The organism is Pseudomonas sp. PVC-3-1 (genome assembly GCF_057444315.1).
Genome location: NZ_CM172023.1, coordinates 4,706,905 through 4,728,155 on the forward strand (window position 1 = coordinate 4,706,905; position 21,251 = coordinate 4,728,155).

Annotated in this window: 12 protein-coding genes and 1 pseudogene; 7 read left to right on the forward strand and 6 right to left on the reverse strand. The window is 63.7% G+C overall.

Annotation, left to right across the window (positions count from 1 at the left end; all coding sequences use genetic code 11):
• Positions 1-2,364 carry a fimbria/pilus outer membrane usher protein gene (locus AC2T4A_RS21720; RefSeq protein ID WP_486741763.1) on the reverse strand — a complete coding sequence of 788 codons (2,364 nt, stop codon included), beginning with the start codon at positions 2,362-2,364 and terminating at the stop codon, positions 1-3.
• Between the two features lie 75 nt (positions 2,365-2,439).
• The gene (locus AC2T4A_RS21725; protein WP_486741764.1) at positions 2,440-2,874 is read right to left on the reverse strand and encodes a DUF1090 domain-containing protein; all 435 of its coding nucleotides are present in this window, start codon (positions 2,872-2,874) and stop codon (positions 2,440-2,442) included.
• A gap of 418 nt (positions 2,875-3,292) precedes the next feature.
• Here AC2T4A_RS21725 and AC2T4A_RS21730 point away from each other — a divergent pair, with 418 nt between their 5' ends.
• From AC2T4A_RS21730 to AC2T4A_RS21740, 3 genes are all read left to right on the forward strand, one after another.
• A complete protein-coding gene (locus AC2T4A_RS21730) occupies positions 3,293-3,859 on the forward strand; it encodes a cysteine dioxygenase family protein (protein ID WP_486741765.1) in 567 nt (188 codons plus the stop codon).
• Between the two features lie 118 nt (positions 3,860-3,977).
• Positions 3,978-5,120 carry an HD domain-containing phosphohydrolase gene (locus tag AC2T4A_RS21735; RefSeq protein WP_478378055.1) on the forward strand — a complete coding sequence of 381 codons (1,143 nt, stop codon included), beginning with the start codon at positions 3,978-3,980 and terminating at the stop codon, positions 5,118-5,120.
• 42 nt (positions 5,121-5,162) lie between these two features.
• A complete protein-coding gene (locus AC2T4A_RS21740) occupies positions 5,163-9,128 on the forward strand; it encodes a response regulator (RefSeq protein WP_486741766.1) in 3,966 nt (1,321 codons plus the stop codon).
• Between the two features lie 214 nt (positions 9,129-9,342).
• Here AC2T4A_RS21740 and AC2T4A_RS21745 read toward each other — a convergent pair whose 3' ends face one another.
• From AC2T4A_RS21745 to AC2T4A_RS21760, 4 genes and pseudogenes are all read right to left on the reverse strand, one after another.
• A complete protein-coding gene (locus AC2T4A_RS21745; protein WP_486743709.1) occupies positions 9,343-14,337 on the reverse strand; it encodes a beta strand repeat-containing protein in 4,995 nt (1,664 codons plus the stop codon).
• A gap of 15 nt (positions 14,338-14,352) precedes the next feature.
• Positions 14,353-15,111 (reverse strand): annotated as a pseudogene (locus tag AC2T4A_RS21750) (ESPR-type extended signal peptide-containing protein); the annotation flags it as partial.
• 423 nt (positions 15,112-15,534) lie between these two features.
• The gene (locus AC2T4A_RS21755; protein WP_486741767.1) at positions 15,535-16,482 is read right to left on the reverse strand and encodes a hypothetical protein; all 948 of its coding nucleotides are present in this window, start codon (positions 16,480-16,482) and stop codon (positions 15,535-15,537) included.
• 251 nt (positions 16,483-16,733) lie between these two features.
• On the reverse strand, positions 16,734-17,510 hold the full coding sequence (locus tag AC2T4A_RS21760; protein WP_416747258.1) for an IclR family transcriptional regulator: 777 nt from the start codon (positions 17,508-17,510) through the stop codon (positions 16,734-16,736).
• 177 nt (positions 17,511-17,687) lie between these two features.
• Here AC2T4A_RS21760 and AC2T4A_RS21765 point away from each other — a divergent pair, with 177 nt between their 5' ends.
• The 4 genes from AC2T4A_RS21765 to AC2T4A_RS21780 all read left to right on the forward strand — a co-directional run bounded on the left by AC2T4A_RS21765 (position 17,688) and on the right by AC2T4A_RS21780 (position 21,234).
• On the forward strand, positions 17,688-18,446 hold the full coding sequence (locus AC2T4A_RS21765; protein ID WP_486741768.1) for an ABC transporter substrate-binding protein: 759 nt from the start codon (positions 17,688-17,690) through the stop codon (positions 18,444-18,446).
• 108 nt (positions 18,447-18,554) lie between these two features.
• Positions 18,555-19,211 (forward strand): amino acid ABC transporter permease, encoded by a 657-nt coding sequence (locus tag AC2T4A_RS21770; protein WP_138520933.1) that lies wholly within the window; start codon positions 18,555-18,557, stop codon positions 19,209-19,211.
• On the forward strand, positions 19,208-19,951 hold the full coding sequence (locus tag AC2T4A_RS21775; protein WP_416747255.1) for an amino acid ABC transporter ATP-binding protein: 744 nt from the start codon (positions 19,208-19,210) through the stop codon (positions 19,949-19,951). Before AC2T4A_RS21770 ends, AC2T4A_RS21775 begins: the two co-directional genes overlap by 4 nt.
• Complete coding sequence (locus AC2T4A_RS21780; protein WP_486741769.1) at positions 19,948-21,234, forward strand: NAD(P)/FAD-dependent oxidoreductase; 1,287 nt, start codon at positions 19,948-19,950, stop codon at positions 21,232-21,234. The genes AC2T4A_RS21775 and AC2T4A_RS21780 overlap by 4 nt, the downstream gene beginning before the upstream one ends.
• Positions 21,235-21,251 lie beyond the last annotated feature (17 nt).

Consider the following 21,251-nt stretch of genomic DNA (forward strand, 5'->3'; position numbering starts at 1 on the left):
TCAGCGCGAGCTGGAGAAGCTCCGGGTGGCCGTCGCGGCATTGACTGGGTGGGATGGCAAGCGGGTGAATACCAGGTCGCCCTTCACGGCATCCGACTGGGCCATCGATGTGCGCACAGAGCTATTCGCAGAGCTGTCGGCTGCGGGCAGCGGCAACGCCTGCGGAGCTGGCGCCGCCTCGCGCACAATTTCCGGCGCGGTAGTCGCCAGCATGCCGTCGCCGCGGCGGGCGGCCGGAAACCGAGTGAACACGATGGCGCCGGCGGTGGGCACCACTTCAGCCTCTGATTCGGCCAGGTGCGTATCGTCCGGCAGGCTGAAGGTACCCAGCGTCAGCCGATTGAGACGATAAGGCGTGAGGGTGGTGACGATCGCGTTGCCCCAGCGGTCGGTGGTGACTCCGTACTGGTTGTCGACCCCGATACCTGGGGAGTCCGCCACGTTGACGATCGCCACTGTCTCCCCCAGGCTCTGGCCCAGGGTGATACCGCCCGAATGCGCCACGACGCTCCCGGAAAGCTCACCGGTCTGCATGCGATACCCGTCCCCCCGCGAGTAACCGACGCGCAGTTCTCCCGCGTTGTATTGGTAATCCAGGCTCACGTCCTGGCCCTCCCCTGAGCGCTGGCTCTGGCTGGCACTGGCGTCATAGCTGAGGCTGAAGTCGGAAAACAGGATCCCGCTGACGCCAGCGCGACGGCTGCTGGAGTCGTTATGTGCCAGTGTCTCGTCGAGATTGAGCTTCATCCGCGGCACGCCCAACGCACCCAGGGGAATGCTGAAGGAGACGCCGAGCTGGCTCTGCGCCTGGTTGAACAGGCTGTCTGTGTATTCGGCATAAAGCGAAACATCCACGTCACCCCAGGTTGCGCTGTAGCCGAACTCGAGGGACGTCTCGCCCTTGTCCTTTCCTCGCATCGCCTCGCGCACCACCGTCAGGTAGAGGCTGTCCGATTCCGAGAAGTACTGGTTGTAGCTGGCCTCCAATCGGTACTTCTTCTCTGCATCGAACACTCCAATGAAGACACCCTCCTCCCAGTCCCACCAGTAGGTCTGCTGTTGCGACACCGTCTGGCCGAATGTGCGATAGCGCTGGTCGGGGTAATACTGCGCCAGCACATTCAGGGAGGATTCCAGGGTCGGGAATGCCTTGGCATAGCGCAGCCGTGCCATGCCGCCACGATCGTTTTCGGTTCGTCGCGGGTCCTCGGCGCTGGAGATGCTGTAGTCCACGGATAGCGTGCCCCACTCCCCCAAACTCCTGCCAATGCCCAGCGCAGCGCTGCGGTAGATGTCCGCCGCCAGGAAGCCGCCAAAGAGCGTGAGATTGCTCGGCAGGCCATACCCCACGCCGATCTGGTAGAAGGTCGGTTCCACCTGGTCGATGCCGTGGTAAGGACGAACCTTCCCCGCCGTCACGTCGTACTTCCATTGGCGGTCGTGCACCAGGTTCGGCATGACCGAATAAGGCACCCTGCGCACGCTCTCGGTGCCGTCGCTCTCCTTGATCGTGGTTTCAATGTCGCCGCTGGGATCGGGGGGATAGACATCCTTGAGCACAAAGGCTCCCGGTGAAACGAAGGTCTGATAGATCACCTCGCCGTTCTGGCGAACCTTCACTTCGGCATTGCTGTGCGCGTACCCCCTGATCCAGGGGAATGTGCCGCGCAATCTGTTCGGCAGCATGCGCTCATCCGAAGCCAGGCTGGCGCCGCGAAAGCGGATGCTGTTGAACAGCGTCGAGGCCGTCGCACCGTCGCCGATCGAGAGCTGGCTGCGCCAGTCGGGAATGTCCCGGTACGCCAACGCCCGTTCGGTGTACCACTGCGCCTTACCCCAGGTTTCCTGCTGATAGACCGGCTCATACCGCAAGCGCCAAGCGTCCAGGTTGACCCCCGTGTTCAAGTCGGCATACAGGCTTGCCTGCCGATCCGCGTCGGCATACTGGCTACCGCCATAACGGGCGTAGTTGAGGCGATAGTCAACGAATCCCGCCGTGACCCCGTTGTCCCAGCGACGCGTATCAGGCTCATTATCCCCATCTTCCACCTGCGAACCTGGCAGCGTTATCCTCAATAACTGCGTACTCTCGTCGTAGGACTTCCTTATATTGCGCCGCTGTAACGCCGGCGCCGTCAGGCAGCCGCCTTCGGTTAACTCCGCGCTTTTGGCACTTGCGTGCCTTACCTTCAACTGCCGCAATAAGTGCGGTGAAATACAGGCTTCCAGATCATTATCGAACTCGATATCCAGACGCCCCTTGTAAGTATCATTAACCATCACATGGGGCGCCTTCATATCGGCCCAGCACGAGCCGGACAAGCATGAAACAATGAATAACGATAACCGCGTGAAGTAATTCATTCACCAGTAACTTCACATCAAAGTCCAAGGAAAGAAAAAGGCGCCGAAGCGCCTTCTTCCCTATTGCAGGGCTGATTAACCGCGCAGTGCGGCCAACTCCGCCTGAGCCTGACGCAGCTCAGCGGTGATTTCCTTCACTTCAGCCTGTTTCTCCTGCAGCTTGCTCTGGTACTTGGCGACTTTCTTGGCGTCGCCCTTGGCCTGGGCCTCACGCAGGTCAGCCTGTACTTCGCGAACGTCGTCCTGCTTCTCGCGCAACTTGCTCTCGAGCTTGGAGACTTTCTTCTCGGCATCCTTGGCAACGCTGGCGTCGGTGCAGTGAGCATTCACTTCACTGAGCGCTCTTTTCAGGCCAGCAAGTTGGTTGGCATTGCCATACTTCTGTGCTTGCTGAATCTGATTTTCGATAGAAGCGCGTTTGGCTGAACAATCTGCCGATGCCACCGTGGTGAAACCTGCGCCCAGGGCGAGCACAAGCGGCAATGCAGCGAATTTAATCTTGTTCATCATGAATTCCTTTTATCAATCCTTAATTGAGCGGAAGTGGCCACTCCCACGAATATGTTAGGGACCTGGAATTTTATTGGTACCGCCCGAAAGCCAAATGCCTTATGGAAACACCCGTGGCACCCGTGGGAATTATCTCCATATCATCTTGTTACAAAGCTTCGCCTAATAATCCGCACTCCTTGCAACTTTCACTAAAACCATCTATCAAATTGCCCCCAAAATAAAAGGCCATTGGCCATCCAACCGGCAGAAGAACAATCAATTAATCGGTATTTCCCGCCAATACGGATTGGCCTGCGGGGCCTCAACCGGGAGACCTACCCGCTGCGGCGCGCGCCGAAGAACGCCTGAGCAGCCGGCGCAAAAGCGGCTAGAGTGATTTCGTTGTGTCGACAACACCCGCCGGAGCGCTCCGCTCATGCCCAACGCCACCCTCACCCGCTTCATCGAACACGCCACCCAGCTCAGCCGGCAGGAATCCGAACCTTGCCAGTGCGTGGCCTCGCTGGCGCCCTTCATGATGGAGCTGCTGACCCATGCCGGCGACTTCCTCGAAGCACAGCACTACCAGAGCGACCCGTTCCACTATGCGCGCAACCTGATCTACCAGGCGCCGGACGACAACCTGTCGCTCTACGCCCTGGTCTGGTCGCCGGGCCAGTGGACGCCGGTACACGACCACGGCAGCTGGGGCGTGGTGGGCATAGTCGAGGGCGTGCTGGAGGAACGCAGCTACGTGTGCCTGTCCGCCGACCGCAACCGCGACGAAGGCATCGAGCTGGTCAAGGGCGGCATGATCCTGCTGCCACCCGGCGCGGTCACCAGCTTCGTCCCCAATCCCGACCACATCCACGTCACCGGCGTCCCCGCCGACCGCCCGCGCGCGGTCAGCCTGCATCTCTATGGACGGATGATGAACAACTACCACATCTATGACTTCGAGGCCGGCACACGGCACTTCGTCGAGGTGGAGCACAACGGCTGAATTGCCGCCCGAGCCGGCCCCCCGAATGCTCCCAGGGGCTCGCTCGGCGCGGTCTATACTGGTTCCGGCGCGTGCGAAGGAAGTGCTGTGGCGCGCCCCCATCGGCGGAGGAAGGTCAATGAATGCACCTGGTCCCGTTGTTCGCCCGACGATTCTGATCGTCGACGATGCCCCCGAGAACCTGACGCTCCTCTCGGAGCTGCTCAAGCTGCTGTACCGCGTCAAGGCCGCACGCACCGGCGAAAAGGCATTGCAGATCGCCCAGTCCGATGAGCCGCCGGACCTCATCCTGCTGGACGTGATGATGCCCGGCATGGACGGCTTCGAGGTCTGCCGGCGCCTGCGCGGCGAGGCCCGTACGCGCCATATCCCGGTGATCTTCATCACCGCCCAGGGCGCGGCCGACGACGAGATTCGCGGCCTGGAACTGGGCGCAGTGGACTACCTGACCAAGCCGATCAACCCGCCGACCGTGCTGATGCGCGTGGACAACCAGTTGCGCATCAAGGCCGCCGCCGATTTCCTGCGCGACCAGAACGACTTCCTCGAACAGGAAGTGCAGCGCCGCACCCGCGAGCTGGCAGCCATCCAGGACGTCACCATCATCGCCATGGCCTCCCTGGCCGAAACCCGCGACAACGAAACCGGCAACCACATTCGCCGGACCCAGCACTATGTCCGCACCCTCGCCGAGCACCTGCAGCAGCACCCGCGTTTCGCCGCTGATCTTGATGAGGAAACCCGGCAACTGCTGTTCAAGTCCGCCCCGCTGCACGACATCGGCAAGGTCGGTATCCCGGACCATATCCTGCTCAAGCCGGGCCGGCTCACCACCGATGAATTCGAAGTCATGAAGACGCACACCACGCTCGGGCTCGATGCCCTGGAGAAGGCCGAAGAACGCCTTGGCATGGACGTGCCCTTCCTGCGTCTGGCCAAGCAGATCGCATACGGTCACCACGAAAAATGGGATGGTTCCGGCTACCCCCAGGGCCTGGCCGGCGACGCGATCCCGCTGTCGGCCCGGCTGATGGCGGTGGCCGATGTCTATGACGCGCTGATCAGCCGGCGTATCTACAAGAACGCCATGCCCCACGAGGCCGCCGTCGAGCACATTCGCAGCCAGCGCGGCCTGCATTTCGATCCGGACGTGGTGGATGCCTTCCTCACATTGCAGGACGAATTCCGTCGCATTGCCGAGCAGTTCGGTGACAAGGAAGCATCAGCGGACGCCGCCGTCATGCCGGGCCGACAGGCGTAAACTTCTCACAGCAGCAAGGCAGGTTCGCCAGGAGGCCGCTTGATGGTGACTCCACTCGGCTTTCTACAGCGACTGAAGCTCAGGACCCGGTTGGTGCTCGGGTTTGGCGGCATACTGCTGCTTGCCCTGTTCATGGGCTTGTACAGCCTGTACGTCCAGCGAGAGCAGACTCAGCGGATCACCCAGATCTATGAAAAGGAGATGCTCGGCCTCGCCCATATCGATGCCGCCCGGGTCGCGCTGGCCAGCCTCGGCAGAAGCGTTCGCCAGGCGGTACTCGCGGCGGACCCCGGCGCCAGGGAACAGGCATTGGAGCAACTCAAGGAAACCCAGGCGATTTTACGTGAGGAGATCGAACAGGCGCGCCCGCTCATCTATCGCACCCGCGCGCAGCAGGAGCTGATACGTTTCGAGGTCGCCTACGAGGAATACCAGGGCCAGATCGACCGGGTGCTGCAACTCAACGACCAACCTGCCAGCGCGGGCCGCTCCTCGGACCTGGCGGCGATTGCCCTGCTGTCGTCCACTGAGCTCCAGCGCCCTGCCGAGGTCGCCAACCTGGCCCTTTCCGAGGTCGGGCAAATCAAGCGCGCAGGCGCGGACCTGGAGGTCAATCGCGCCTCCGAGCACTTTCTACGCAGTGTCGAGCTGACCTTCTGGCTTCTTGCGCTATGCGTAGGCGGCGGGTTCCTCTTCGGCATTCTCATCAGCCTGTCCATTCGCCGCCCCGCGGAGAAGCTCAGGCACTCGGTCGACACGCTGAGCAAGGGCGAGCTGAACGTGATGGTGCCCTTCCAGGATTACCCCAATGAAATCGGCGAGATGGCGCGCGCGATCACCGCACTGCAGTCCGAAGCCCGCCAGATGGCGGACCAGCGCTGGGTAAAAACGCAGGTAGCAACACTCAGCACCGCCATGCAATCCGTCGCTGGATCCAGCGAGCTGGGCAACCGCACCCTGGAGACGCTCGCCCCGCCCCTGGCGCTGCGACGCGCCACCCTGCATGTTCACGATGAGAAGAGCGCCGAGCTGGTGTTGCTGGGCAACTACGCGCCGGGCCCGGACTCACCGGCGCGAGTGCCTATCGGCCAGGGTCTGATCGGTCAGTGCGCGAAGCAGCGTACGGCGATCCACCTGCTGTTGCCCGAACCTCAGGTGGAAGGCGAATGCTCCCCGCCGCGGGTGCTCGACCTGCAGCCGCTGATCCATGGCGACCGCCTGGTCGGCGTGCTGGCACTGGAGAGCTTGCAGGAATTCGGCTCGAGCCAGCTCGCCCTGCTCGATGAATTCGTCCCGCTGCTGGCCATGAACCTGGAAATCCTCGAACGCACGTCGCGCACCGAACAACTGCTCAAGGAAACCCGCACGCAGGCCGAACAGATGGAATGCCAGGCCTCGGCCCTGCTGGAAAGTGAAAGGCAGCTGCAATACATCCTCGATTGCAGTCCGGTCAGCGTCGCCATCTCCACGCACGGTCACCTGCACCTGGTCAACCCGGCGTTCGCCACCAGCTTCGGCCTCAGGGCCGGCGACGAGGCTGCCGGGCTGTACGTCGACGAGACGGAGCGAGATACCATCTGGAACGAGCTGGCAGCCGGCGCTCGAATGCTCGAGCGCGAGGTTCGCCTGTATGACAGCCAGGGCAACGTGCGCGACATTCTCGCCACGTACCTGCCGATGATCCACCAGGGCGAGCCCGCCATGCTTGCCTGGCTGTACGACATCACTGAACGCAAGCTGGTCGAGCAAGAGATGCGTCGCGCCAAAGAGCTGGCCGAGGAAGCGACCCGCGCCAAGAGCGAGTTCCTCGCCAACATGAGCCACGAGATTCGCACGCCGATGAACGTGATCATCGGCATGAGCAGCCTGGCCCTCAGAAGCGGGCTGGACGCGCGGCAGCACAACTACGTGCAGAAGGTGAACCGTTCCGCCGAGGGTTTGCTGGGCATCATCAACGATATCCTCGACTTCTCGAAGATCGAGGCCGGCATGATGAGCGTGGAGCATGTCGAGTTCCGCCTGGAAGACGTGCTCGAACAGTTTTCCGCGATGGTCGGGTTCAAGGCCGAGGAGCGATCCCTGGAACTGCTCTTCCAGCTCAGCCAGGACCTGCCGACCTCCCTGGTCGGCGACCCGTTGCGCCTGGGGCAGATCCTGCTGAACCTGGGCAACAACGCAGTGAAGTTCACCGAGCACGGGGAAATCGTCCTCGGTATCGAGCCGGTGACGCTCGGCTCTCAGGAAGCGGAGCTGCACTTCTGGCTGCGCGACACCGGCATCGGCATGACCGCCGAGCAGTGCGGACGCATGTTCCAGTCCTTCATCCAGGCTGATTCCTCCACTTCGCGCCGTTACGGCGGCACGGGGTTGGGGCTGTCGATCTCCAAGAGTCTGGTGGAGCTCATGGGCGGAAAGATCTGGGTGGACAGCGAACCGGGCAAGGGTTCGGTATTCCACTTCCACGCGCGCTTCGGCATCCCCTCCTCCGCTACCCCGCGGCGCATGCTGCGAGCGGACGAACTGCTCGACGTGCGCGCCCTGGTGGTTGACGACAACGCTTCGGCCCGCGAGATTCTCTCGGGCATGGCGCTGAGCTACGGGCTGGAAGTCGATGTCGCGCGCAATGGCGACGAAGCCCTCGAATGGATCAGCGAAGCCGAGCAGCGGCAGTTGCCATACCAGTTGATTCTGGTGGACTGGCAGATGCCGGGCATGGACGGCATCGAGGTAGTCGCGCGGCTCCACGACGGCCACTGCAAGGACGTGCCGGCGGTGATCATGGTCACCGCCTTCGGACGCGATGAGGCGCTGGATGCCGCCCAGCAGCGCGGCGTTGAGCTGGGCACGGTGCTGACCAAGCCGGTGACGCCCTCCACCCTGCTGGAGTCGATCAACATCGCCCTGGGCAAGGTGAGCGCCGTTGAGCCGCGTAGCCGCGAACGCCAGAGCGCCACCGACGAGGCCGTGGCCCGCATCGCCGGCAGCCGGGTGTTGCTGGTGGAAGACAACGAGCTGAACCAGGAGCTGGCGATGGAGCTGCTGGGCGACGTTGGCATCGAAATCGTGCTGGCCGGCAACGGCCAGGAAGCACTGGACCGGCTGGCCGTCGACAGGTGTTTCGACTGCGTGCTGATGGACTGCCAGATGCCCGTGCTCGACGGTTACGCGGCCACCCAGGCGCTGCGCCTGCGCCCGGAACTGACGCAGTTGCCGATCATCGCCATGACCGCCAACAACATGGCCGGGGACCGCGAACTGGCGCTGGCCGCCGGCATGAACGATCACATCGCCAAGCCCATCGACCCGCCCGCCATGTTCCTCACCCTGTCACGCTGGATCGAACCACGGCAGCGCCCGGCCACTGCAAGCGCGCCGCCGGCGGCAGCGGCTGCCAGCCAGTTCGACCTGCCTGGTATCGACAGCCGCGCCGGGCTGGCCACCTGTGCCGGCAAGGCGGCACTCTACGAACGACTACTGCAGCGTTTTCGCACCGGCTACCAGGACTTCATTGACCAGTTCCGCGTCGCGGCCCTGGCAGATGATCCGACAGCCCGCCAGCGCTTGGCGCACACCCTGCGGGGAGCAGCTGCCAACATCGGCGCCCTGGATCTGGCCGAGGCTGCCGCGGCGCTGGAAGACGCTTGCCGGAACTCCGCCTCGGAGGAAGTGATCTCGAATCTGCTACTCGACCTGCAAGTGCGGCTGGAGACCGTTCAAACAGGTCTGACATCGCTCTGCGCGGTGCAGCCGGTACCATCGGCCGCGGCCGACATGACGCAAGAACAGGCCGCCGCCGCTCTTCGGCAGCTACAGACCTTACTGGAAGCAAACGACACCAGTGCCGGCGACCTGATCAGCAAATTGCTCGGCTTCCATCAGGATCAGCCCTGCGCGGGCGCTCTGAGGGATATCGCCGCGGCCATTGATGGCTTCGACTACGAACTGGCTCTGGCGCGGTTGCATCGGCTCATCGACGAGGCGCCCGAACAACTGCAAACGAACGCGTGATCGGCCTCGCAAGGTTCCGATTGCCCGCACACGCGACGGCCGCCGGCGCCGGGCGGCAGCCTCGTGGCAACCAAAGGCGGGATCATGGACATTCACCTGTTCAAACGTCACCCACCCGCCAACAGCAGAAAGCCCCGCCGTCGGAGCCGACGGCGGGGCTTTCATTTGCGTACAGTCCAGACCACCGGTTGACGGTGGCCCAGTCTGCTCTGCGTTACCAGTTGTAGCCCAGGCCTGCACCTACCGAGAAGGAGTTCTGCGTATCGACGCTGCCCCCAAGCTTGGCGGTCCATTTGCCGTCGTTGGTGGTGTGCGAAACGCCGACCGACACCGCCGACTGGCCATTGAAGTTACCGATGCCCACCGACGTAGTGCTGCCACCGTTGACCATCGGTTGCGGCAAGCTGGCGATGGCGATGGCACCCGCGATACCGGCGCTCAGGCGATCGTCCTGCTCGTGCAGGTCTTTGCGCAGGGCGTTGTAGCGCGAGTCGGACTGGCTGGCGAAGTCGCTCAGGGCGTCGTTCATCTGACCCAGGTTCACTGCATCGGTGCGCTCGGTACCGGCGGCCACACTGGTGATCTGCCGCTCATTACCGGCGCTGCCCACTGCCACGGAGTTGTCGCGCGTAGCCACGGAGTCGGTTCCAATAGCCACCGAGTTCTTGCCTTTGGCGCGAGCACCGTTGCCCAGGGCCGTGCTGCTGGCGCCGGAGGACTCGGCGCCAGCACCGACCGCCACCGAGTCGGTGCCGGTCACCTTGGGCTTGCCGCGATGGGAGGTGTCGTTCACCTGCGCCATGCCGTCCGTGCCGTTCTGCAGGTTAGTCACGTTGTTCTCGACCGTGGTGACACGGGTCTTGACCTCGTTGACGTCGCCCGCCACGTTGCTGACGCTGCCGGCCAGGCCATCGACCTTGCCATCGGTATAAGACTTGGACTCGGCCACTGCGCCATCGAGCTGGCGCAGGTTGACTGCATCGTTGTCCGCCACGCCATCGGCCACGTTGCTGATGGTGCGCGTTTCACCGGTGGCTGCGTTGCCCACGGAAACGGTGCCCACGACATTGTCGTTGTTCGCGCCGGAGTATTTGCCGACATAGGGCGTTTCCGCACCACGCCCGGCATCGCTGGCGTTCTGGCCAAGCGCCACGTTGCCGTTGCCGGTCGCCTGCGCGTTGTCACCCAGCGCCACGGAACCACTGCCGCCCGCCTGGGCGCCGCCGCCAATGGCGACCGCATCCGCACCACTGGCCACCGAGTCGGCCTTGCCGGAGCTGGTGTGGAAGTACTTGATGCCACCGCCATTGACGATGTTGGTCACGCTGCCTTCCAGGTTGGTCACACGGCCATCGATGATCGACACCTGGTTGTTGGTGGCGAACAGTTGTGCGCCGGTCACGGCATCGGTGCTGTCCGCAGTCAGGGCGCCAGCCTTGACGTTGGTCAGTTGCACCGGAGTGCCGGCGTTGCCGAAGGTCACCTTGTCGTGGGCCGCCGAGTCGTACATCACCGCATCACCCATCACGCCGGTCATGCTGGTGATGGCGGTATTGATGGAGTTGATGTCAGTGGTGTTCTGAGTGGTGCGGCCATCCAGGTTGCTGATCGCATCACCGATGTTGCTGACGGTGGTGGTCGAACCATCCAGGTTGGTCACGGCGTAGCTCGGTGCGGAAATCGAGCCGTCGCTGTTGACGGTCGAACCGCCGCCCATGGCAGTGGCTACCGACTGGCTCACGCCGAACAACTGGCCGCCGTTGACCGCGTCTTTGCTACCGCTGGCCACGGTACCGTCGGCGACATTGATCAGCTTGCGCGCACCGGCGGTGCCGGCGAAGTCCACCGCCGCGCCATCGGTGTCCTTGCCCACGGTCAGGTTGGCGCCCGCGCCCGCCTGCTGGACCAGACCGACCGAGCCGTTGTTGATGTTGTTGGTGAGGCTGTTGATATCGGTGGTGTTCTGGCCAACCTGCTGGTTGGTCGCAAACAGCTGCGAGCCATTGACCGCATCGCTGCTGTCGGCACTCAGCGCGCCAGCCTTGACGTTGGTCAGTTGCACCGGCGTGCCGGCGTTGCCGAAGGTCACCTTGTCGTGGGCGGACGAGTCATAGGTCACCGCATCGGCCAACGTGCTGCCCATGTTGGTAACGGTGGTGTTCAAGCTGTTGATGTCGGTCGTGTTCTGAGTGGTACGGCCATCCAGGTTGCTGATCGCATCGCCCACGTTGTTGACGGTGGTGGTCGAGCCATCCAGGTTGGTCACGGCGTAGCTCGGTGCGGAGATCGAGCCATCGCTGTTGACGGTCGAACCGCCGCCCATGGCAGTGGCTACCGACTGGCTGACACCGAACAGTTGGCCACCGTTGACGGCGTCCTTGCTGCCGCTGGCGACGGTGCCGTCGGCGACATTGATCAGCTTGCGCGCACCGGCGGTGCCGGCGAAGTCCACCGCCGCGCCATCGGTGTCCTTGCCTACGGTCAGGTTTTCGCCCGCAGCGGACTGCTGGACCAGGCCGACCGAACCGTTGTTGATGTTGTTGGTGAGGCTGTTGATGTCGGTGGTGTTCTGGGAGGTGCGACCATCCAGGTTGCTGATCGCATCGCCCACGTTGTTGACGGTGCTGGTCGAGCCATCCAGGTTGGTCACGGCGTAGCTCGGTGCGGAGATCGAGCCATCGCTGTTGACGGTCGAACCGCCGCCCATGGCAGTGGCTACCGACTGGCTGACACCGAACAGTTGGCCACCGTTGACGGCGTCCTTGCTGCCGCTGGCGACAGTGCCGTCGGCGACATTGATCAGCTTGCGCGCACCGGCGGTGCCGGCGAAGTCCACCGCCGCGCCATCGGTGTCCTTGCCCACGGTCAGGTTGGCGCCTGCACCCGCCTGTTGCACCAGGCCCACGGTGCCGTTGTTGATGTTGGTGGTGAGGCTGCTGACGTCGCCTTCGACGTTGGTCACACGGCCGTCGAGATTGCTGATGTCACCTTCATTGGTGGTCACGCGCGAATCCAGCGAGCTGATATCGGCAGTGTTCTGCCCCACCTGCTGGTTGGTCGCGAACAGCTGCGAGCCATTGACCGCGTCGCTGCTGGCGGCACTCAGTTCACCCGCCTTGACGTTGGTCAGCTGAACCGGAGTACCGGCGTTGCCGAAGGTCACCTTGTCGTGGACGGACGAGTCGTAGGTCACCGCATCGGCCATCACACCACTCATGTTGCTGACGGTGGTGTTCAGGCTGTTGATGTCGGTGGTGTTCTGGGTAGTACGGCCATCCAGGTTGCCGATCGCATCGCCTACGTTGTTGGCGGTGCTGGTGGAGCCATCCAGGTTGGTCACGGCGTAGCTCGGCGCGGAGATCGAGCCGTCGCTGTTGACGGTCGAACCGCCGCCCATGGCAGTGGCCACCGACTGGCTGACACCGAACAGTTGGCCACCGTTGACGGCGTCCTTGCTGCCGCTGGCGACGGTGCCGTCGGCGACATTGATCAGCTTGCGCGCACCGGCGGTGCCGGCGAAGTCCACCGCCGCACCATCGGTGCTCTTGCCCACAGTCAGGTTGGCGCCCGCGCCAGCCTGTTGCACCAGGCCCACGCTGCCGTTGTTGATGTTGGTGGTGAGGTTGGTGATATCCGTGGTGTTCTGTACGGTGTGACCATCCAGCTTGGTGATTGCATCCCCGACGTTGTTGACGGTAGAGGTCGAGCCATCGGCATTGGTAACAGCGTAGGACGGCGCGCTGATCTGCCCGGTCGAAGCATCGAAGCTGGAGCCACCACCCAAGCTGCTGGCGGTGCTGCTGCCAACCTGGTTGACCTTGGCGTCCTCGGACTGCAACTGGCTCACGTTCACCGCGTCGGTCGCCGCAGAGCCGGCCGCAAGATTGGTCAGACGGCGTTCATTGTTCGCCGAGCCGATGGAGACTTCGCCCTTGGAAGCAGATGCGGTCCCCGACAAGGTGCCGCTACCCGGGTTGTAGCCTGCCGCAGCCAGGTTGGCGGTGGTGGTCGAGTTGGCACCCAGTGCGACCGAGTTCGAAGCCGATGCATTGGCGGAGTCCCCCAAGGCAACCGAGGAAGAGCCTGAGGTAGTCGCTTTCAAGCCAATCGCCGCGGAGTTGAATCCGGTGGAAGTGGCACCTTGTCCGACAGCCATCGTGTTGCGTGCGCCGCCACTGGTATCGGCAAACTCACCAATGGCGATGTTGGTGAAGTTGGCCTTGGCGCCCACACCAACTGCCAACGCTCCGGCACCAGAGGCCGCAGAATCCGAACCAATTGCAACGGAATCTACAACGCCTGATCCGTCCGGATTCAAGAAACTGTTGTATTGCGAGGCAACAGCCGCTGCCCTGGACCGCGCGCCGATTGCAATCGGGCCTGCAGTCGAATCACCGTTAGAGATGGCGGTCGCCCCGGCACCGACGGCAATACCTTTGCCAGTGGCAGCGGCATCGTCGGTGCCGTCATTCAGACCACCTGCCTTGAAGTAACGATTGGTGGTGGTGGCAAGATTGCTGACGGCGAACAACTGACCTCCGTTGACGGCGTCCTTGCTGCCGCTGGCAACAGTGCCATCAGCGACATTGATCAGCTTGCGCGCACCGGCGGTGCCGGCGAAGTCCACCGCTGCGCCATCGGTGCTCTTGCCGACGGTCAGGTTGGCGCCCACGCCAGCCTGCTGGACCAGACCGACAGACCCGTTGTTGATGCTGGTGGAGAGGTTGTTGATGTCCGTCGTGTTTTGAACAGTGCGACCGTCCAGCTTGGTAATCGCATCCCCCACGTTATTGACTGTGGAAGTCGAGCCGTCAGCATTGGTAACGCTATAGCTGGGTGAACCGACTTGCCCTGTCGAGGCATTGTAGGTAGAGCCACCGCCCAGAGCGCTGGCTGTGTCGTTACCGATCTGGTTGACCTTGGCATCTTCAGACTGCAGTTGGCTGACGTTGACCGCGTCGGTGGCCGCCGAGCCGGCAGCCAGGTTGGTCAGACGACGTTCGGCGCCAGCAGAGCCGATAGAGACTTCGCCATTGTTCGTTGACGCGGTCCCTGCCAGGGTGCCGCTGCCAGGGTTGTAGCCATCCGTTGTCAGGTCAGCCGTAGTCGTCGAATTGGCACCAAGGGCTACCGAATTCCTGGCGGTAGCTTTGGCGCCGGCACCTAGCGCCGAGGACGAGGTGACGCTAACGATTGCACCAGTGCCCAACGCTATAGTGTTTGCCCCGGAAGTATTTGCACCGCCGCCAATCGCAACTGAGTTGCTATTGTAGGTAGCGGCATTTTCCCCCAGGGTGATGGATTGCGTACCGAAGGTCTTCGCACCATAGCCAATGGCAATGGCACCCTCTGCGGTAATGGAAGGAGTACCGCCATTGTCCTGGACCGTGGCGTTCTTGCCGATCGCAATGGTTCCGTCGCCAATGTTCTGACTTTGAGCGTTGTTGCCGATGGCAATTGCACCATCGGTGGTCGTGCCTCTGGTGGTTTTGGCTCCGTTGCCAATGGCAATACCATTAGCACCCTGCGCGAGGGCAGCTGGGCCGACGGCGACACTGTCCGTTCCGGATGCAGTGGCGTCAGCCAGGATGGAGTTCACATAGAAGTACTTGCTACCGACTACAGCCTGAAGACCGGCACCCAGCAGGCGTGTTCCGGGCACTGCCCCGCCGCTGCCAGCCGTGCCATCGCTGACTGCCGAGCCCTGACCACTCACTGGTTCTCCAGCGGTACTCGCTGAGGGAGTCTCTGTCGGCGCACAGTTTCCGGAATTGCTTATGACTCCAGCTTCCGAGGCGTCGCAGTTGATCACCGTATCGGCGAACGCCGACTCGCTAGCAAGCCCGCCCGTGGCCCCCAGCAAAGCCGCGATAACCAGGCCCTTGATTGAGCGCGCCGATTTGACCCGGCCCTTGGCGTTTTCGGATGCAGCCACATAGGTGCCCGTCTTCTCACACCAGACGCTGCGATATACGAAATTCATGAAATGTCTCCAGTTAGCAGTTGGTAGCCGCTGTCAACCGAGACATCGCGAGCGTCTGGTGGGCGGGTGCGCAGATGCTAAGGAGCGAGGGACTTCAGAGAACTCAGGACCCCCTGAAGGCGGCGTAGGGTATTTCCTAATCCCGGAAAGCCCTGTCATCACCGATTTCGAACAATTGCTACCGGTGGGGATACGCGGCTGCTCTGTCTCCGGCGTGCGCGAGCGACATCTGCCAGAGCGCCGTCGCGAACGGAAAAAGATTGCATGAGCAGGCACGCAAACCGCGGGCTGGAGGAAGCGGGTGTGGGTATCGGTTGAAACGACGACAACTGGAGCGCCGCTCAGCTGGCAAGGCAGATAAATCGTACGCGTGGCGCTCGGGGAAGCGACGAAGCGGGCGGGGCGCGCGCCCGCCCGGGGACGTCAATGCGTGCTCTGGGGGCCAGCGGCTCCAGGGACGATGTAGGTCGCCTGGACCCGATAATCAGTCCCCTGGATCAGGCCACGGCCGAGCCAGAGCTGCCCGTCCTGCTCCAGCGTCATACCACCGAAGCTCGCCGCGCTGTAGCGGGCACCCTCGTCGCTATCGAAGCTCAGGTGGTAGGCATCCAGTTGGTTCAGGCGCATCGTCGCGCTGGCGGCCGGCAGATGCTGTTGCACCAGTCGGAGGTAGGACGGCGCCAGGGTAGCGAACAGCCGGCGGGCCTGGTCGCCATACTGCGCCACGCTCAGCCCCGGTTGTTCCGCCAGCCGCTGGGCTATATAGGCGAAGATATCCGCATCCGCGCGCGCCTGGGCCATGCGCAACGGCAGCAGGCGATTCAGCGCCTGGGGATCGAGCTCCCGCTCGTGCTCGGCCCTGGCGACGGCAGGGCTCTCGGCCTCACCCTTCTGCGTATGCTCCTTTGAGGTGTGCGCCTTGTCTTCCGCCGTCGAAGGGGTGGCCGCCTTGGGCTTGGTCACCACATCACGCATCAGCTCCTGGGGATTCACCGGCACCAGCGCGGCACTCGCCTGGTAGGCGGCGCAGGCGGTTGCCTGGGCTGCCCGGTCGCCATTCACCAGCAGGGCAAGGCCATCACCGCCCTGGCGCGGCATCTGTTCCGGAACGAAGCCCATCGAGGCGAGTTGGGCGCGGTTCTGTTCAGCACTCACCTGCCCCGCCGCCAGTAAACAAAGCTGGTTGACCAGCACCGGAACACGTTTGCCATTGAAGGTCGGCGACAGCGAACGGACCGCCTCCTTGATAATCGGCAGCGCGGGGGTGGAAACCCACCCTGCCTGGACCTGGGCCTTGGAGGGTTCGCCCTGGCCGCAACCGGCCAGGCCGGTGATTGCGCCGATCGCTACCACCAAAACACGGAGTTTCATTGTCACAGCCTCGAATCAGTGGGAAGTTTCCGCAGGCATGGCCTGCGACACCCGCCGAATTCTAGGGAGCGACGTTGGGGGTGGCGGTCGTCTTACTCCTAGGCTTCTGTCGGAAAAGTCCTATACGTAGGCAATCTGCATGGCCGATTTCGATGCTCGCGTCTTCGGAAGACAGACGTGCCTGAAGTCCGCTTCATCGCTGCCGCACTCACCTCCGATCCGCACTGACCGGCGACCGATCACTGCGGTTATCACAAAGTCCTGATCGAGGTGCTGATTGCCCGCGCGCACTCGATGGCCGCTGGCGCCAGGCGGCGTTCAGCGTCCTCGCGGGTCCAGCGGCTGGTGGGCGCCACCACGTGTACCGAAGCGACCGGGCGGCCCTGGCTGTTGCGTACCGGCGCGGCCACCGCCATGTCTCCCAGGAACAGTTCCTCGCTGTTGATCGCATAACCCTTGCGCCGAATTTCGGCAATCTCGCTGAGGATTTCCTCCAGCGAAGTGCGGGTGTACTGGGTGTGGCTGGACAGGTCGCTGTCCTGCAGCAACTCCAGCACCTCATCGTCGCTCAGCGCACTGAGGAAGGCGCGGCCCGAGGCAGTGCAGTACATGGGGATGCGGCTGCCGATAGGCAGGTGGATGGGGATGAACTTGGGCCCGACGAAACGCGCGACGTAGAGCATGTCGGTGCGTACTGGCTCAGTGAGGTTGGTGGTCTCGCCGGTGGTCTGGGCCAGCTCGGCGAGAAAGGGATTGGCGACGTCCACCAGGGTGTCGGCGGCGAGGTAGTTGTAGCCGATCTCCATCACCTGCGGGGTCAACTGGAAGCGCTTGGTCTGCGGGTGCTTGTTGACGTACCCCAGCGCTTCGAGCGTGTGGATCATGCGCTGCGCCGAACTTTTGGTGATGTCCGCGGCCTCGGCCACCTCCGCCAGGTTCATGGTGCGGTTGCGCGCATTGAAGGCGCGCAGCACCGCCAGGCCCTTTTCCAACGACTGGTTGAACAGGCTGTTTTCGTTGTCGCTCATGTCTCGTCCTTGCGAAGGATCAGGTTCTTGTTAGGCTTTAAATATCGATATTCGATATTTATAAATCTCTTTACGATTCTTGTAAATCATTTATATTGCGACCAACGCCTCCTGCCGATACTCGAGGCTATCCATAACGCATAAAGACAACAAACCGCGTCAAATGGGAGTTCATCAATGCATCCTCGCCTCCGCGTGTTTTCCTGCGCTATCGCGCTCGTCGCCAGCTGCGCCGCATCCCTGGCCATCCAGGCCGAACCGCTGAAGGTTGGCGCCACCGCCACCGGCGTTCCCTTCACCTTCCTCGACGTCAAGACCAACAGCATCCAGGGCATGATGGTCGACTCCGCCCAGGCCGTGGCCAAGGCCGGCGGCTTCGACGTGGAAATCGCCCAGACTACCTTCGCCGCCCTCATCCCCTCGCTCACCGCGAAGAAGATCGACCTGATCTCCGCCGCCATGCTGCGCACCCCCGAGCGGGAAAAAGTGGTGCAGTACTCCGACCCGGTGTTCGAGTACGGCGAAGGCCTGGTGGTGCGCGCCGACGACGACAAGGCCTACACCAGCATGGATGACTTCAAGGGCGAGATCGTTGGCGCCCAGGTTGGCACCATCTTCATCGACAAGCTCAACCAGCGTGGCATCTTCAAGGAGGTGCGCGGCTACGACTCCCTCGCCGACCTCACCCGCGACCTGGCCCTGGGGCGCATCAAGGCCGGCTTCGGCGACCACCCGATCCTCGCCTACCAGATGGCCAAGGGCAGCCTGAAGAAGGTGCGCCTGGTGGACAGCTACCAGCCGCAGATCAAGGGCGAGGTCTGCCTGATCCTGCGCCAGGGCGACCCAGCGCTGCTCGCCCAGGTGAACAAGGGCATCGCCAGCATCAAGGCCGACGGCACCCTGGCCGGCATCATCGGCAAGTGGCACCTGGACTGACGTCCGCCTGCTTCACGCCTTTCCCAAGCCTCACCCGCGCCTTTCGCCGGAGCCTCGCGCCCGGTGAAGGGTGACGGCCGCCCCTGATTTCCGCCCACGGATAAGCCCATGTTTTTCCAGAATGCCCTGGACTTCCTGCCCATTCTCCTGAATGGCGCGGTGGTCACCGTGCAAGTCACGATTGCCTCTTTCCTGCTCAGCTCACTCATCGGCCTGGCCTTCGCCCTGATGATGGTGTCGAAAGTCCGCGCCGTCGCGCTGTTCGGCATCTCCGTGGTCAACGTGATCCGCGGCCTGCCGATCATCGTGCAGCTGTTCTACATCTACTTCGTGCTGCCGGATTTCGGCGTGCAGCTCAGCGCCATGCAGGCCGGCATCATCGGCCTGGGTATCGCCTACTCGGCGTACCAGGCGGAGAACTTCCGCGCCGGCATCCAGGCCATCCAGCAGGGGCAGATCGAAGCGGCTGAGTCCCTCGGCATGCGCGGCCCCATGATCATGCGCCGGGTGGTCCTGCCGCAGGCCTTCCGCATCGCCCTGCCGCCCTACGGCAACACCCTGGTGATGATGCTCAAGGACTCCTCGCTGGTGTCCACCATCACCGTCGCCGAGATGACCCGCGCCGGCCAGCTGATCGCCTCCTCGACCTTCGAGAACATGACCGTCTACACCCTGGTCGCCCTGCTCTACCTGGCCCTCAGCCTGCCGCTGTCGTTCGCCCTGCGCCGCCTCGAAGCGCGCATCGCCACGAGGAAGAAAGCATGATCCGCATCCAGTCGCTGCACAAAAGCTACGGCAGCACCCGCGTCCTCGAAGGTATCGACCTGTCGGTCGAGAGCGGCCAGGTGGTGTGCCTGATCGGCCCGTCCGGCTCGGGCAAGTCCACCCTGCTGCGCTGCATCAACGGCCTGGAAACCTACGAGGGTGGCGACATCCTGGTCGGCCAGGAGCGCGTCGACCGCCACGCCAACTCCATCCACGAAATCCGCACCCAGGTGGCGATGGTGTTCCAGCGCTTCAACCTGTTCCCGCACCGCACCGCTTTGCAGAACGTCATGGAAGGCCCGGTGTACGTGAAGAAGGAACGCCCGGACCAGGCCCGTGAGCACGCTCGCGCGCTGCTGGAAAAAGTCGGCCTGAGCCACCGCATGGACGCTTACCCGGACGAGCTCTCCGGCGGCCAGCAACAGCGCGTTGCCATCGCCCGTGCGCTGGCCATGCGGCCCAAGGCGATTCTCTTCGACGAGCCGACCTCGGCGCTGGACCCGGAACTGGTGGGTGAAGTCCTGGCGGTGATGCGCAAGCTCGCCGACGAAGGCATGACCATGGTCGTGGTGACCCACGAGATGGGCTTCGCCCGCGAAGTGGCGGACAAGGTGTGCTTCCTCTATGGCGGCCGGATCGTCGAGGAAGGCGCGGCCAAGGATGTGCTCGGCGCGCCGAGCCAGCCGCGCACCCAGGAGTTCCTCCGCCGCCTGCTCAACACCGACGGAGGCCAGGCATGAGTGCCCACCCCCTGGCATTGCCGCCCTCGCTCTGGGCGGCCACCGCGAGCGCCAGCCCGGCCACACCGGCGCTGACTGAAGACAAACAGGTCGACGTCGCCATCGTCGGTGCCGGCTACACCGGGCTGGTCACCGCCCTGCACCTGGCCCGCCACGGCGTGCGCGTCTGCGTGCTGGATGCCGGCGAGCCGGGCTGGGGCGCCTCCGGGCGCAACGGCGGGCAGGTGATTCCCGGCCTCAAGCATGACCCCGATGACCTGCGCCGGATGTTCGGCGGCGACAAGGCCGAGCGCCTGATCGACGTCGCCGGCGGCGCTGCCGATGAAGTCTTCGAACTGATCCGCCGCTACGACATCGACTGCGAAGCCACTCGCAAGGGCTGGATTCAACCAGCTGCCTCGCCGGCCGCCCTGCGCGCCATCGAGAAACGCGCCGAGCAGTGGCGCCAGCTCGACGTCCCGGTGGAGATGCTCGACAAGAGCAGCGTCGCCCGGCGCATCGGCAGCGACGACTACCTCGGCGCCTGGGTCGACCCGCGCGCCGGCAGCGTGCAGCCACTGAGCTACGTGCGCGGCCTGGCGCGAGCAGCGCTGAGCGAAGGCGCGGACATCCACGGACACAACCGCGTGACCAACCTGCGCCGCCATGGCAGCGGCTGGCAGCTCACCACCGCCGCGGGGCACACGGTCACCGCCGAGCGGGTGATCCTCGCCACCAACGGCTACAGCGATGACCTCTGGCCGAAGCTGCGGCAGACGGTGATCGCCGCCAACAGCTTCATCGTTGCAACCAAACCCTTGCCGGAGCACCTGCGGCGCAGCGTACTGCCCGGTGGCGAGGTCTGCTCGGATGCGCGGAGGCTGCTGCTGTACTTCAAGCAGGACGCCCGTGGCCGGCTGCTGCTGGGCGGTCGCGGCCCGTTCGCCGAGCCGCGCTCACCCGGTGACTGGCTGCATCTCAAGCGCTCGCTGCTGGGGCTGTTCCCGCAGTTGGCGGAGGTCGAGTTCGAGTACCAGTGGAGTGGCCGCGTGGCGCTGACGCCGGACTTCATGCCACGCCTGCACGAACCGGCACCCAACCTCAGCATCCTGCTGGGCTACAACGGTCGGGGCATCGCCATGGCCTCGACCCTGGGCCGGCACCTGGCAGAGCGTTTGCTGGACCGCGAGAAGGACTTCCCCTTCCCGGTCACGCCGGTGCGGCCGATCCCCTTCCACGGGCTGCAACGCCTGTACCTGGGCGTAGGCATTGCCTGGTATCGACTGCTCGACGCGGTGCTCTGAGCGACACGCCCGGCCGC

Bases quoted from the DNA above. Each gene is read 5' to 3' on its own strand.
- AC2T4A_RS21720 (WP_486741763.1), bottom strand. From the start codon at position 2,364: ATGAATTACTTCACGCGGTTATCGTTATTCATTGTTTCATGCTTGTCC.
- AC2T4A_RS21725 (WP_486741764.1), bottom strand. From the start codon at position 2,874: ATGATGAACAAGATTAAATTCGCTGCATTGCCGCTTGTGCTCGCCCTG.
- AC2T4A_RS21730 (WP_486741765.1), top strand. From the start codon at position 3,293: ATGCCCAACGCCACCCTCACCCGCTTCATCGAACACGCCACCCAGCTC.
- AC2T4A_RS21735 (WP_478378055.1), top strand. From the start codon at position 3,978: ATGAATGCACCTGGTCCCGTTGTTCGCCCGACGATTCTGATCGTCGAC.
- AC2T4A_RS21740 (WP_486741766.1), top strand. From the start codon at position 5,163: ATGGTGACTCCACTCGGCTTTCTACAGCGACTGAAGCTCAGGACCCGG.
- AC2T4A_RS21755 (WP_486741767.1), bottom strand. From the start codon at position 16,482: ATGAAACTCCGTGTTTTGGTGGTAGCGATCGGCGCAATCACCGGCCTG.
- AC2T4A_RS21760 (WP_416747258.1), bottom strand. From the start codon at position 17,510: ATGAGCGACAACGAAAACAGCCTGTTCAACCAGTCGTTGGAAAAGGGC.
- AC2T4A_RS21765 (WP_486741768.1), top strand. From the start codon at position 17,688: ATGCATCCTCGCCTCCGCGTGTTTTCCTGCGCTATCGCGCTCGTCGCC.
- AC2T4A_RS21770 (WP_138520933.1), top strand. From the start codon at position 18,555: ATGTTTTTCCAGAATGCCCTGGACTTCCTGCCCATTCTCCTGAATGGC.
- AC2T4A_RS21775 (WP_416747255.1), top strand. From the start codon at position 19,208: ATGATCCGCATCCAGTCGCTGCACAAAAGCTACGGCAGCACCCGCGTC.
- AC2T4A_RS21780 (WP_486741769.1), top strand. From the start codon at position 19,948: ATGAGTGCCCACCCCCTGGCATTGCCGCCCTCGCTCTGGGCGGCCACC.